15 protein-coding genes are annotated in these 13,823 nt (G+C 42.1%); 13 read left to right on the top strand and 2 right to left on the bottom strand.

Annotation, left to right across the window (positions count from 1 at the left end; all coding sequences use genetic code 11):
* Nucleotides 1-65: 65 nt before the first annotated feature.
* From AC4HAF_RS06570 to nth, 5 genes are all read left to right on the top strand, one after another.
* Nucleotides 66-596: a GNAT family N-acetyltransferase gene (locus tag AC4HAF_RS06570; protein ID WP_491097144.1), complete on the top strand. Its 531-nt coding sequence runs from the start codon at nt 66-68 to the stop codon at nt 594-596.
* 92 nt (nt 597-688) lie between these two features.
* Nucleotides 689-1,882 carry a phosphoglycerate dehydrogenase gene (locus AC4HAF_RS06565; protein ID WP_491097143.1) on the top strand — a complete coding sequence of 398 codons (1,194 nt, stop codon included), beginning with the start codon at nt 689-691 and terminating at the stop codon, nt 1,880-1,882.
* A 143-nt stretch (nt 1,883-2,025) separates the two neighbouring features.
* Nucleotides 2,026-2,538, top strand: a complete 513-nt coding sequence (locus tag AC4HAF_RS06560; RefSeq protein ID WP_491097142.1) for a methylated-DNA--[protein]-cysteine S-methyltransferase — start codon at nt 2,026-2,028, stop codon at nt 2,536-2,538.
* Between the two features lie 22 nt (nt 2,539-2,560).
* Complete coding sequence (locus AC4HAF_RS06555; protein WP_491097206.1) at nt 2,561-2,914, top strand: arsenate reductase family protein; 354 nt, start codon at nt 2,561-2,563, stop codon at nt 2,912-2,914.
* A 66-nt stretch (nt 2,915-2,980) separates the two neighbouring features.
* Complete coding sequence (gene nth, locus AC4HAF_RS06550; RefSeq protein WP_491097205.1) at nt 2,981-3,610, top strand: endonuclease III; 630 nt, start codon at nt 2,981-2,983, stop codon at nt 3,608-3,610.
* A gap of 88 nt (nt 3,611-3,698) precedes the next feature.
* Here nth and AC4HAF_RS06545 read toward each other — a convergent pair whose 3' ends face one another.
* Together AC4HAF_RS06545 and AC4HAF_RS06540 are read right to left on the bottom strand one after the other, a co-directional pair.
* Nucleotides 3,699-4,526 carry an exodeoxyribonuclease III gene (locus tag AC4HAF_RS06545; RefSeq protein WP_491097141.1) on the bottom strand — a complete coding sequence of 276 codons (828 nt, stop codon included), beginning with the start codon at nt 4,524-4,526 and terminating at the stop codon, nt 3,699-3,701.
* A 305-nt stretch (nt 4,527-4,831) separates the two neighbouring features.
* Nucleotides 4,832-5,473 (bottom strand): deoxynucleoside kinase, encoded by a 642-nt coding sequence (locus AC4HAF_RS06540; RefSeq protein ID WP_491091000.1) that lies wholly within the window; start codon nt 5,471-5,473, stop codon nt 4,832-4,834.
* A gap of 315 nt (nt 5,474-5,788) precedes the next feature.
* On the opposite strand from AC4HAF_RS06540, the gene AC4HAF_RS06535 reads away from it, so the two are divergent.
* The 8 genes from AC4HAF_RS06535 (at nt 5,789) to AC4HAF_RS06500 (ending at nt 13,377) form a co-directional block, all read left to right on the top strand.
* Nucleotides 5,789-6,622 carry a hypothetical protein gene (locus tag AC4HAF_RS06535; protein ID WP_491097140.1) on the top strand — a complete coding sequence of 278 codons (834 nt, stop codon included), beginning with the start codon at nt 5,789-5,791 and terminating at the stop codon, nt 6,620-6,622.
* A 294-nt stretch (nt 6,623-6,916) separates the two neighbouring features.
* The gene (metG, locus tag AC4HAF_RS06530) at nt 6,917-8,920 is read left to right on the top strand and encodes a methionine--tRNA ligase (protein ID WP_491097139.1); all 2,004 of its coding nucleotides are present in this window, start codon (nt 6,917-6,919) and stop codon (nt 8,918-8,920) included.
* A 198-nt stretch (nt 8,921-9,118) separates the two neighbouring features.
* Complete coding sequence (locus AC4HAF_RS06525; RefSeq protein ID WP_491097138.1) at nt 9,119-9,613, top strand: VIT1/CCC1 transporter family protein; 495 nt, start codon at nt 9,119-9,121, stop codon at nt 9,611-9,613.
* A gap of 276 nt (nt 9,614-9,889) precedes the next feature.
* Nucleotides 9,890-10,330, top strand: coding sequence for an ASCH domain-containing protein (locus AC4HAF_RS06520; RefSeq protein ID WP_491097137.1), 441 nt, complete (start codon nt 9,890-9,892; stop codon nt 10,328-10,330).
* A gap of 74 nt (nt 10,331-10,404) precedes the next feature.
* On the top strand, nt 10,405-11,784 hold the full coding sequence (gene glmU / locus AC4HAF_RS06515; protein WP_491097136.1) for a bifunctional UDP-N-acetylglucosamine diphosphorylase/glucosamine-1-phosphate N-acetyltransferase GlmU: 1,380 nt from the start codon (nt 10,405-10,407) through the stop codon (nt 11,782-11,784).
* A gap of 9 nt (nt 11,785-11,793) precedes the next feature.
* The gene (locus tag AC4HAF_RS06510) at nt 11,794-12,345 is read left to right on the top strand and encodes an NUDIX hydrolase (protein WP_491097135.1); all 552 of its coding nucleotides are present in this window, start codon (nt 11,794-11,796) and stop codon (nt 12,343-12,345) included.
* Nucleotides 12,346-12,355: 10 nt separating this feature from the next.
* Nucleotides 12,356-12,676 (top strand): cell wall synthase accessory phosphoprotein MacP, encoded by a 321-nt coding sequence (macP, locus tag AC4HAF_RS06505; protein ID WP_491097134.1) that lies wholly within the window; start codon nt 12,356-12,358, stop codon nt 12,674-12,676.
* 11 nt (nt 12,677-12,687) lie between these two features.
* Complete coding sequence (locus tag AC4HAF_RS06500; protein WP_027976527.1) at nt 12,688-13,377, top strand: 5'-methylthioadenosine/adenosylhomocysteine nucleosidase; 690 nt, start codon at nt 12,688-12,690, stop codon at nt 13,375-13,377.
* The last annotated feature ends 446 nt before the right edge of the window (nt 13,378-13,823 follow it).

Genomic DNA, 13,823 nt, shown 5'->3' with positions numbered 1-13,823 from the left:
GGTATTATTTAGTCTCAAAAGCTGAAAAATAAAAAAGGCGCAGCCTTGAACACAGGTGGTAGAAAATGGAAATTAGATTAGCTTTTCCAAATGAAGTCAATCAGATACTGTCTATCATTGATGAAGCCAAACAGGAAATAGCTTCTTACGGGAGCGATCAATGGCAGGGAGATTATCCTAATCAAGACATCATTTTTGAAGATATTTTAGAAGGCCGTGGCTATGTTGCCCTTGATGAAGAGCAGATTGTGGCTTATGCAGCAGTTATTGACGGACATGAGGCCGCTTATGATCAGATTTATGAGGGTGAGTGGAAGCACAAGAACCGCCGTTATATAACCTTTCATAGGATTGCTGTAGCCGGTTCTTACCGCGGGCAGCAGGTTGCTCAGACCTTTCTTCAGGGCTTGATTGAAGGTTATGCCGGGCATGATTTTCGCTGCGACACTCATGAAAAAAATAAGGCCATGCAGCATATTCTGGAAAAGCTCGGCTTTGTCTATTGCGGGAAAGTTCCTATAGACGGTGTCAGACTGGCCTATCAAAAGATAAAAACAAAAAGTGAAAACAGTCTCTATCAGGAAATTGAAGAATAATTCAGATTGGACTTCCTGAACTGCCTGCTGCAGGCAGTATCAGATCATAGTAGAAAGGAAAGCGCCAAGGATTTTCCGAGGCGCAAGCAAGTATGGTATTTAGTGTAAGAACATTTAACAATATTAATCAAATCGGCTTGAAAGAATTAGGCAATGGTTTTCAAATTGACGGAGATTTGAAAGACAATCCGGATGCCTATATTATTCGGAGTGAAAATCTTCATAAGGCTGATTTTCCGGATAACCTGAAAGCTATTGCCCGTGCGGGTGCAGGAACCAATAACATTCCAATTGATGCGGCCACTGCCAAAGGAATTGTCGTCTTTAATACGCCCGGTGCCAATGCCAATGCAGTCAAAGAGGCTGTCATTGCATCACTCCTCTTATCTGCGCGTGACTACATCTCTGCTAACCGCTGGGTTAATACTCTGACAGGTGATGATGTGCCTAAGCAGGTTGAAGCTGGGAAAAAACAATTTGCAGGCAGCGAAATTTCCGGAAAAACACTGGGAGTTATCGGCCTTGGTGCCATCGGTGCCCGCATTGCCAATGATGCCCGCCGTCTGGGTATGAATGTGCTGGGTTATGACCCTTACGTTTCTATTGAAACTGCTTGGAACATCTCCAGCCATGTCAAACGTGTCAAAGATTTGAAAGACATTTTTGAAAACTCAGATTACATTACTATCCATGTTCCTTTGACAGAAGATACTCAGGATACTTTTAATGCAGACAGTTTTGGTCTGATGAAAAAAGGTACAGTTGTCATTAATTTTGCCCGCGGTGAACTGGTAAATAATACAGACCTGTTTGATGCGCTTGAAACAGGTGTTGTCAGACACTACTTTACCGATTTTGGAACAGAAGAACTGCTCAATAAAGAAGGAATTACGGTCTTTCCGCATGTCGGCGGATCTACCGCAGAAGCTGAGCTTAACTGTGCTATTATGGCCGGACAGACGATTCGCCGCTTCATGGAAACCGGTGAAATTACAAATTCTGTTAATTTCCCTAACATGCACCAGGCCTTGACAGCACCGTATCGGATTACCTTAATCAATAAAAATGTTCCCAATATTGTAGCGCGTCTGTCAACCGCCGTTTCTGATTTAGATATCAATATTGACAATATCCTCAATCGTTCAAGAGGAGACTATGCTTATACAATTCTTGACCTTGATGAAACTGACCGAGGAAAAATTGATGAGCTGGTTGCTAATTTTGAAGCCAGCGACAATATTGTCCGTGTCCGCTTGATCAAAGGAAAGAGCAAGTCAGCTAAATAAACAAGAAATAAGGGTGAGCGTTGGTCTGATTTTGATTGCAGACTGACAATCATCCTTTTCTTATCACTTTTAATTTACAATCGGAGCTGCAAAAATTCATGATGGTTCATGGGAAGCTTTTGTTAACTCTAAAGGAGGCTGTTATGACCCTATACAAACAAATCTATCATTCTCCTTTGGGAGATTTGTCGTTGGTCGCCGATAAGCAAGGGCTTATTGGTGCTTGGTTTGCCGGTCAAAAATATTTTGAGCAGGGCATAGCTGACGAAGCATTTGTGGCAGCTCCCAACACTGTATTAAGCCAGGCGAAGCGGTGGCTGGATGCTTATTTTGCCGGAGAAAATCCCAAGCAGGGTGAACTTTTGCTGTCTCCCCGAGGAACATCTTTTCAAAAACAGGTCTGGCAGGTGCTGCAGGAAATTCCTTTTGGCCAAACAATGACCTACGGTGATATTGCTAAGAAGATAAACTGCCGTTCTGCTCGGGCGGTCGGCGGAGCTGTTGGCCGCAATCCATTAAGCATCATCATTCCCTGCCACCGGGTACTGGGCTCCCATGGTCAGTTAACAGGCTATGCCGGCGGTACAGACAAAAAACGATGGCTCTTGCAGCACGAAGGTGTTAAACTCTTGACAAGCAGCCGTTCTTCTCGTTAAGATAGAAAAGAAAGGAGAAATGATGCTTGTATTTTATGAATACCCTAAGTGCAGTACTTGCCGCAAAGCTAAGGCAGAGCTGGATCAGCTAGGTCTTGCTTATCAGGCGGTTGATATTAAAAAGAATCCGCCGCAGGCAGATTTTATAAAAGATTTGATAACGACCAGCGGACTGGAGCTGAAAAAATTTTTTAACACATCCGGTCAATCCTACCGTGCACTGGGGCTAAAGGACAAAATAGATCAGCTCACCCTTGATGAAGCTGCTGACTTATTAGCAGGTGACGGTATGCTGATTAAGCGTCCGCTTTTGATAAGGGATGGTAAACTTTTACAAGTCGGCTATCGGACTAACTATGCCAATCTCAGCTTTTAAAAGCCGAGATTTTTTCTTTCCTTTAGTTTTCATGTTATAATGGAAACAAGAAGAACGGGAGTTGTTATGGTCTTATCAAAAAAAAGGGCTCGCAAGGTCTTGGAAGAAATTATTGCGCTTTATCCGGATGCCAAGCCCAGCTTAAATTTTAAAAATCATTTTGAACTGCTGATTGCCGTGATTTTGTCGGCTCAAACGACGGATACCGCGGTTAATAAGGTGACACCAGATTTGTTTGCTGCCTATCCCAAGCCCAGTGATCTGGCAAAGGCTCAGCTGAAAGATATTGAGTCCTACATTTCTAAAATTGGCCTCTACCGCAACAAGGCGAAATTTTTGAAAGACTGCTCGCAGCAGCTGATGGACAGGTATGGGGGAGAAGTGCCTCATACGAGAAAAGAGCTGGAAGGTTTATCAGGTGTCGGCAGAAAAACGGCTAATGTTGTTATGAGTGTGGGCTTTGGTTTTCCGGCTTTTGCTGTTGATACTCACGTCAGCCGTATCTGTAAGCACCATGATATCGTTAAAAAATCGGCGACGCCTTTGGAAGTGGAAAAGCGTGTTACTGATGTTTTGCCGCCGGAACTGTGGCTGTCAGCCCATCAGGCCATGATTTATTTTGGACGGGAGATTTGCCATCCCAAAAATCCTGAGTGTCATAAGTATCCCCAGCTTTATGATTTTTCAGACTGCTAATTAAATAATCAGACCAAAAAAGATTGAGGCAGAAGCTGCATAAGCGTCTGCCTCAATCTTTTTGTTTTTAATTTAGTATAAAGGCTTCTTACAAGTCAATCTTTATCATAATCGGCGTGTGATCCTGCCGTGTTCCTGAATCGATCATTTCAGATTTAAGGACTTTATCGGCAATGCGGTTGCTGGTCAGCCAGTAATCAATTCTCCAGCCTGAGTTGTTGATTTTGCTGGTCTTGCTGCGTTGGGCCCACCAGGAGTAAACATCAGGAATATCACCGTGCACATAGCGGAAGGTATCGGTAAAGCCCTTTGCTAATAAATTAGTAAATCCTGCCCGCTCTTCATCTGTAAAGCCCGGAGAGCGGCGGTTGCTTGAGGGATGAGCCAGGTCAATTTCCTCATGGGCAACATTGTAGTCACCTGCGGCTAAAACAGGTTTTTGCTTATCTAATTCTGCCAGGTAATCAGCATATTTTTCATCCCAAATTTGTCTGTCTTCCAGACGTTTCAGGCCGTCGCCGGCATTAGGTGTGTACACTTGAGTTACAAAAAAGTTATCAAATTCAAGCGTAATGATTCGGCCTTCGGCGTCCATAGTTGCCGGAGCCCCGATATTGGGATAAGTAACTGTTGGATTAAGCTCTGATTTATAAAGGAACATCGTACCGGCATAACCTTTGCGTGCAGGTTCTACAGAAGAGCGCCAGGCAATATCGTAATCAGCAAAATAGTTCTTAAGAATTTCCAAGTGTTTTTTTGTCGGCCCTTTAGCAGGCAGTTTTGTTTCCTGGATAGCAATGATATCAGGCTTTTTCTCAGCTAAAGTATCGATAACCGCACGTGAAAGCAAGGCCCGGGCTGAGTCGCTGGTTAAAGCAGCATTGAGCGAGTCAATATTCCATGAAATGAGTTTCATAAGTAAGATACCAAGAACATATCCCAAATTCGGCAGACTGTGGGACTAAGCGGAAAATCAAAGCCTTTCCTGTCTGTTTTGCAGAAGCTTTCAAGAAGCTTTTTCGCCTATGTTCAATCTTTCTAATTCATTTTTTTATTATTGTATCAAAAAATAAGCTTCAGAGCGACTGAAACAGTCTGAACTGTTTTTGGTTTGATGTTGGACTTTGACCTGCCCTTTAGGGCAGGTCAAAGCAGCCCGGGAAATGACAACTAATGCTTTATCATAGAAAACCAACAAGACAAAGCAGCCGTTGTTTTCTGTCAGCGATCGCCTATTCCAAGGGCGCTCATTTCTTGCTGAATCATACGGTAGACAGTCTCCCAATCCTTGGGGTTATTGATATCAAAGTCATCTGTTTGAATCCGCATTTTAGGGCTGTAATCATAGCTGTCATACCAGTCCTTGTAGTTACTGTGCAAAAGCTGATAGTAATCCAGCAAGCCGTTATCTTTTGTCGGCTGCTCAAAGGAGCGGCCGCGCTTTTTGATATTGTTTAAAATGTGGTCAAAGCTGCCGTCTAAATAGATTAAAAGGTCCGGTGCTTTCTTGGGCAGACCCTTGATTTCTTCCATCATATTGTCCAAGAGTTCCAGATAAATCTGATATTCCTGCTGGCTGATGCTTCCCTGTAAGGTATTGATATAAGTAAACAGAGCATCCTCGTAGATGGAGCGGTCTAAAACATTATTGTCCTCATGGTAGGCGCTTTTAATGGATTTAAACCGTTTGTTTAGAAAATAAATCTGCAAAGCAAAACCGTATTTTTCAGGATCTTCATAGTACTTATCCAAAATAGGGTTGTTATCAACAGGTTCAAAAAAGGCCTGTGTTCCTAAACTTTCAGCAATACGGGATGTATAGGTTGTTTTTCCGACGCCGATCATCCCAGCTAGTATAATCACGATTGTAAAGTACCTCCAAATCAGTAAATGCTATTTTGCTGCTCAGACAGCTGATGAAATCTCAAAAGAGTATTAAAATATAACCCCACAATATATTGTACAGCAATTACTATAATAACACTACATATTGTATTTAATCAAGTCTTAAATCACAATAATTTTAAGGTTTGTTAAAATAAGGCCTGCTCAATGAGGACTCAGCCTTTCCCGTTAGATGAAAACAGCTTAAAATCGAAAAAACAATTTCAAAATTCTGATAAATTAGGCTGTAAGTATGGTAAAATAAAAGAGTAATAAATTATTAAGGAGTCTAAGATGAATCAAAATGAATGGCAACAACAGTTCCGTGCAGCAAACGGACGCGAACCCAGTCAAGAAGAATTTCAGGCAGCTTTTCAGAGAGGAGAATTTACAGTGTCCCGTCAGCAGCCAAAGAAAAAAATGAAGACCTCAACCATTGTTATCATCAGTTTAGTGTCAGTCTTTGCTGTACTGCTCTTGATTGCCGGCGGCGCTGCGGCTTATTATTACTATTCCGGCAATATAGACGGTACTTGGGAACAGGTGTCGGCTTCTTCCTACAGCACTAAAAAGGATGAGTGGATTGATGTTGACAAGGAAAACAAAAAAAGCAATATTACTTATCATCAATTTTTAGTCGTTAAAAAAAATTACCTGAAAACTTATGCTTATTATAAACTGAATTATAATATAGATTTGCCTGATAATATGGAGCAAGACAATCTTTTTCTCAATGCTCGGACAACTTACACCGGTCACATGAAACCGACACATCAGGCTAATATCTGGAAAAGAGAAATTCGGATGACGATTTCCCAAAAGGACTTTATTGATGGTTTGAACGATTATATTGACGATTATGTTCAAAATAAATATACCTCCGACAATGATCTTCAAGACATAATGAAGGACTATAAAAAAGACTTTAAGGATGAGAAAAAAGGCAAGATAACTTATCAGAAAAAAGGCAATCGCTTAACCCTCAAAGCCTATAATAACAAGGGTAAACTGAGAGAGAAAATAACTTACGCTAAGCGGACAGGCAGAGCAGCTGATAAATTACTTAAAAATTATAAAAAAATTGAAAATGAAGAACGTAAATCTTTAAAAAAGCTCAATAATTATTAAAGAGCAGTTTGAAAAGAGCGGGAAGAGCACAGTTGATTCTGCCAATTGTGCCTGTATTCCGCTCTTTTTTATTTTCAGATAAAGCCGGGGCTTCTAAGACTGTTTTTTGATTTTGAGCTTTCATAATAGGCAATTTATGCTATAATAAAGTGTTATTAAAAAGAGGTTTCATCTGCCTCGGATGAGAAAGGAAACGAACGTACAAGCAGCATTTTCAGCAGCTGAAAGCTGGATTTTTCTGTTTTTTGAGTAAGGCTGTCTTTAGCTTGTTTTTACGTTCTTGGTATCTTAAACATGAGCGATAAAAAGCCATTTTATATCACAACACCGATTTATTACCCATCCGGCAAACTTCATATCGGTTCGGCCTATACGACTATTGCCTGCGATGTTTTAGCCCGTTATAAGCGCATGATGAACTACGATGTTTTTTATCTGACCGGTCTTGATGAGCACGGACAAAAAATTCAGCAAAAGGCTGAAGAAGCGGGCGTCACCCCTCAAGCTTATGTGGACGGTATGGCAGTAGGTGTTAAGAAGCTTTGGAAGCTCCTTGATATTTCTTATGACAAGTTTATCCGTACGACTGACGATTATCATGAAAAAGCAGTGGCTGATGTCTTTGAAAAATTGCTGGCACAGGACGATATTTACTTAGGCGAATACTCAGGCTGGTATTCTGTTTCGGATGAGGAATTTTTCACCGAAAGTCAGCTGGCAGAAGTCTTTCACGATGAAGCCGGCAAGGTCATCGGCGGTATTGCTCCGTCTGGCCACGAGGTGGAATGGGTATCAGAAGAGTCTTATTTCCTGCGTCTGGGCAAATATGCTGATCGTTTGGTAGACTTTTTCCATGCGCATCCTGACTTTATCCAGCCGGACGGCCGTATGAATGAAATCATTAAAAATTTCATCGAGCCTGGTCTGGAAGATTTGGCGGTGTCACGGACCTCCTTTACCTGGGGAGTTAAGGTGCCTTCAAATCCTAAACATGTTGTTTACGTTTGGATTGATGCTCTTCTCAACTATGCGACAGCCCTTGGTTACGGTCAGGAAGATCATGCTAATTTTGATAAATTCTGGAATGGTACGGTCTTTCATATGGTTGGTAAAGATATTCTGCGTTTCCATAGTATTTACTGGCCTATCATGCTCATGATGCTGGATATGAAATTGCCTGAGCGCCTTATTGCCCACGGCTGGTTTGTCATGAAAGACGGCAAAATGTCCAAATCAAAAGGCAATGTTGTCTATCCGGAAATGCTGGTAGAGCGCTACGGCCTTGATGCTCTTCGTTACTATCTCATGCGTTCTTTGCCGGTCGGGTCAGACGGAACTTTCACACCTGAAGATTATGTCGGCCGTATCAATTATGAATTGGCAAATGACCTTGGCAATCTCCTCAACCGTACAGTGGCTATGATCAATAAGTACTTCGATGGTGAAATTCCTGCTTATGCTGAAAATGTCACTGAATTTGATGCCGATTTAGCAGCAGTTGCGGCAGAGAATCTGGCCGAATACCACAAGCAAATGAATGCTGTGGATTATCCGCGTGCGCTTGAAGCCGTTTGGAATATCATTTCCCGTACCAATAAGTATATTGATGAGACCGCTCCTTGGGTGCTGGCTAAAGATGATGCTAAGCGTGATGAATTGGCAAGTGTTATGGCACATTTGGCAGCCAGCCTGCGCGTGGTGGCTCATCTTATTCAGCCCTTCATGATGACCACTTCAAATGCGATTATGGAGCAGCTTGGCTTGGCTGATCAATTTGACCTTGAAAATCTGACTTTAGCTAATTTCCCGAAAGGTGTCAAGGTCATAGCTAAGGGAACACCTATTTTTCCGCGTCTGGACATGGAAGCAGAAATTGACTATATTAAGAAGCAAATGGATTCCGGATCTCTTCTTTCTCAAGAGGAAAATGAGTGGGATCCCAGCAAGGTTGAGCTGAAAAACGACAAGAAAACTGTTAAGTTTGACGATTTTGACAAAGTGGAAATCCGCGTTGCTGAGGTTAAGGAAGTGTCTAAGGTCGAAGGCTCTGACAAGCTTCTTAAATTCCGTTTGGATGCCGGTGACAGCGAAGACCGCCAAATTCTCTCAGGCATTGCCAAATACTATCCCAACGAGCAGGAATTAGTCGGCAAGAAAGTTCAGATTGTTGCTAACCTCAAACCGCGCAAGATGATGGGTCTGCTCAGTCAAGGCATGATTCTTTCTGCAGAACACAATGGGAGCTTAAGTGTTTTAACGGTTGATTCAAGTGTACCTAACGGCAGTCAGATTGGCTAGCCTCATTTCACCTGTAAAAATCAGCAGAATTGTTTCTGCTGATTTTTACTGCAGGTGATGATGGGACTGTCTTCCATAGGGAGAGTGACGCGAGGATTTTTAATTGTTATTATTCTAAATAAGAGTATAATAGAGATAACGAAATATTTAGAATGATTCTAAATAAATTATTCTTTAAGTTAGTCAGGAACGGTTCTAATGATAAATTTGAAAGATTATGCTAAATCAATCGTTTACGGTGGTTTGGATGGGATTATTACAACCTTTGCTGTAGTTGCCGGTGCAGTAGGAGGGAAACTTGGGACGATGACCATTATTATTCTGGGCTTCTCGAATCTACTGGCAGATGGTTTTTCCATGGCTATCGGGGATTACTTGAGTTCAACAACGGAAAAACACACGGATAACAGGCAGGCTGTTAAAAATGCTCTGGCAACCTTTCTTGCGTTTAATGGTTTTGGCCTCCTTCCTTTGCTGTCCTATCTGCTCATCGAGCGGATTGGGCTGTTTCGGGATTATACCTTCCTTCTGGCCTGTCTCCTAGTTGCTTTGGCTCTGGTCTTGCTGGGAATAGTGAAGGCTGCCATTACTCACCAGTCAAAACGCAAAGAAGTTGTACGCACAGTGACCGTCGGGCTTATTGCAACCTTTGTTGCTTATTATGTTGGCTACTTATTGGGATTGTTGGCCTGACAGGTTTAAAAAAGTGAGGTTCAATCATTTCCTAGAAATATTTGAACCTCACTTTTTTGTTGTCAAGATACAGATTTTCGGTTTGAGGCGATAATCGCTGGAAACAGCAGTATTTTAAATGATTGTTTTTGTGTCTATCTGAAATAATGTATAATAGTAGCAGATTTACTTAGGTGAGAAAAGTTTCAGTATCAGAATCTTTCTTACCAAGCTCATAAAACAGCTTATTTTCTAGGAATTGTTAAGCAAGCTGTGAGCTATAAATTGGAGGTAGGCATGAACGCAGAACAACTATGGAATCAGTATAAAACGCTCAACCCGGCTATCGGCAATACTATTGATGCCTGGGCTTTTGGAGCAGAACCCGATTTACTGGCGCAGTTGGTTTTGAAAGGAAGGAAAACAGCAACTGCTTCTGCCTATGATTTGTATGCAGCGGACGGTGAGCTGCTTCCTCAGGAAGGCAGTTATGATGTTATTTTGGACAGTCATGATGAGGCTGTCTGCATCATTGAAATCACCAAAGTTACAGTCGTTCCTTTCAAAGAGGTGCCAGCTGAACACGCTTTTAAAGAAGGTGAAGGCGACCGTACTCTGGCTTGGTGGCGGGATAGTCATCAGCAGCTTTTTACACAGTGGTTTAAAGATGCAGGGCTGACATTTACGCAAGACAGCCTGATTGTTCTTGAGGAATTCCATTTGGTCTATGCACCCTAATTTAACAAATGATTAGAAAAGTGCTATAATAAAATGAACATTTTTGCTGTGTTATTTTTTACAAAGGACATTTTATGAATAATTACGCTATTATCCTTGCTGCAGGCAAGGGCACTCGAATGAAATCAGATCTTCCCAAGGTCTTGCATAAGGTTGCGGGAATTACAATGCTAGAGCATGTTTTTCGCAGTGTTTCTGCTTTGAATCCTGCAAAAAATGTAACAATTATCGGACATAAGGCAGATCTTGTTAAAGATGTTTTGGCAGACCAGTCTGATTTTGTCATGCAGACAGAACAGCTGGGAACAGGACATGCAGTTATGATGGCTGAGGAAGAATTGGCTGGTTTGGATGGGCAAACCCTCGTGATTGCCGGAGACACTCCGCTGATTACGGGAGACAGCCTGAAAAATTTGGTGGATTACCACAGAAATCATAAAAATGTAGCTACGATTTTAACGGCAGAAGCCGCTGATCCGTTTGGCTATGGCCGGATTATCCGCAATCAAAATGCGGAAGTCACTAAGATTGTTGAGCAAAAGGATGCGTCTGAGTTTGAGCAGCAGGTTAAAGAAATTAATACAGGTACTTACGTCTTTGACAATAAACGCCTTTTTGAAGCCTTGAAAGAGATCAATACGGATAATGCTCAGGGGGAGTATTACCTGACAGATGTCATCAGTATATTTAAAGCCGCTGATGAAAAAGTCGGTGCTTATAAGCTTCGTGATTTCAATGAAAGTTTGGGGGTCAATGACCGTGTTGCCCTTGCTAAAGCTGAAGAAATTATGCGCCGGCGCATTAACCGTGCTCACATGGTTAATGGTGTTACCTTTATCAATCCGGACAGCACCTATATTGATGCTGATGTTGCTATTGCACCGGATGTTGTGATTGAGGCGAATGTCACCCTCAAAGGACAGACAAAAATTGCCTCAGGAGCAGTTCTGACCAATGGTACTTATATTGTAGATTCGGCTATTGGTGAGAATGCTGTGATTACCAATTCCATGATTGAGTCTTCACAGGTTGAGCGCAATGTTACTGTGGGGCCTTATGCTCATCTGCGGCCGGATGCTGTCTTGGAAGAAAATGTTCACGTAGGAAACTTTGTTGAGGTCAAGGCCTCAACTCTGGGCAAGGACACAAAAGCAGGGCATCTGACCTATATTGGCAATGCCGAAGTTGGTCACGATGTCAACTTTGGTGCAGGAACGATTACGGTCAATTACGATGGTCAAAAGAAGTACAAGACAAAGATTGGCAACCATGTCTTTATTGGCAGCAATTCAACGATTATTGCACCGCTTCAAGTAGGAGACAATGCTCTGACAGCAGCCGGGTCGGCTATTCACAAGGATGTTCCGGCAGACAGCGTTGCGATTGGGCGCAGCCGTCAGGTCAATAAGGAAGGCTATGCCAAGAAAAAGCCTCACCATCCGGATAATAATTAGGAGATGTTCATGGAATTCGAAGAAAAGACCATCAAGCGTCAGGAGATTTTTGATGGCCAGATTTTTAAAGTTGCGGTTGATGATGTTGAGCTGCCCAATCAGTTGGGAACAGCAAAACGCGAGTTGATTTTTCATCGGGGAGCCGTTTCTGTTCTGGCTGTTACGCCGGACAATAAACTGGTTATTGTCAAGCAGTACCGCAAGGCAATTGAAAAAATCTCCTATGAAATTCCGGCAGGAAAGCTTGAAATTGGTGAAAACGGTGGTGAAAAAGCAGCAGCCCTGCGTGAATTAGAAGAGGAAACTGCTTATACAGGGGATTTGGAGCTGATTTATGAGTTCTATACGGCTATCGGATTTTGCAATGAAAAAATAAAGCTTTATCTGGCTACAAACCTTAAAAAGGTTGCAAATCCTCGTCCGCAGGATGATGATGAGGTGATTGAACTGCTGGAATTAACTTATGACGAATGCATGGAACTGGTGGCATCAGGAGATATTGAAGATGCTAAAACCCTGATTGCTCTGCAGTATTTTGCCTTGCATTTTAATAATAAATAGAGGAAATGTTATGGGAAAACCGCTTTTAACAGATGAAATGATTGCGCGTGCTAATCACGGCGAAAAATTTGATGATAAAGAGGATTTTGATCCGGAAAAAACCATTGTCATTCAGACAGACAGAGCAGCTGTTTCTGATTATAGCAAGAGTGACATTGACAGTGACTATGATGACGATTTTGATTTTGAGGATTATGATGAAGATCCTATCATCAAAAGCCGTCGCATTGAGAATGCTAAGCGCGGCGAATTTCAGTCTAAACTCAATTGGATTTTAATCGGTATTGCCTTGCTTTTGGCTGTTCTTATTTACGCAGTTTTTAAACTCTAAAGGAAAAGAAAATGAAAATCGGAATTATCGCGGCTATGGATGAAGAACTAAAACTTCTCCTGGAAAAGCTGAGTCAAAAGACAGAAGAGGTTTGCTTGGGGCGGACCTATTACAGCGGCCGACTGGGCAAACATGATGTTGTCCTTGTGAGAAGCGGTGTCGGCAAAGTGATGAGCGCTATGAGCGTCGCTGTTTTAGCCGATCGTTTCGCTGTTGAGGCGCTTATTAATACTGGTTCTGCCGGAGCTTTGGCGCCGGATTTAGAGATTGGTGACGTTGTGGTGGCAGATAGGCTTGCCTACCATGATGTTGACTTGACGGCTTTTGGCTATGCTTTTGGGCAGATGTCAGAACAGCCTCTTTATTTTGAATCTGACAAACATTTTGTGGCTGTTTTTGAAAAAGTTCTGGCGCAGCATCACATCAAGAGTAAGGTGGGATTAATTACCAGCAGTGACTCCTTTATGGCTGGTAAAGATAAAACTGATTTTGTAAAAGAGCATTTTCCGCAAGTGGAAGCCGTAGAAATGGAAGGAGCCGCAGTGGCACAGGCAGCCTCAGCAGCTCAGCTGCCTTTTGTGGTTATTCGTGCCATGAGCGATACCGCAGCGCACGATGCCAATCTTACCTTTGACGAATTTATTCTGGAAGCCGGCAAGCGTTCTGCTCAGGTCCTTCTGGATTTTTTGGACGTTTTATGAGTGTGATTCTAATCAAAGGACTGAAAACAACAACTGGTTGGCTTGGCTGTGGATTAGATTAGCACTTGGAGCAGAAGGGTTAGTTGCAGGAGCAATTAGCGGATCTGCTGAATATTTAGTATTATGTTGGTAGGAATCCGTTATGAAATATTTTTTGATAGGTGTCATCTCAGTTATCATTTTGGCGATAGTTTTGCATATATGTGGCTTTATTAAATTAAAAAATAGAAGTTAAGGTATGTCGATTTCCTACGTCTCCGTTAGGCGTCGAGGTATTTTTCTGAAAATCTGGGATATAATTAAAAGCAGCCATCGAGCTGCTTCAGACCGAAGACAAACTTCTTTTTGGAGGTTTGTCTTTTTTTAAAATTCTCCAGAAAGTATGTCCTGAGGTGACAATAACTAAGGCATTTACTTGAATTTGACCAAAATAAAAAGGCTTTCCT

Source organism: Streptococcus sp. ELY_90 (genome assembly GCF_058314475.1).
Note: the sequence above shows the minus strand (reverse complement) of the source record. Positions and strands in the feature narration are given on the sequence as shown.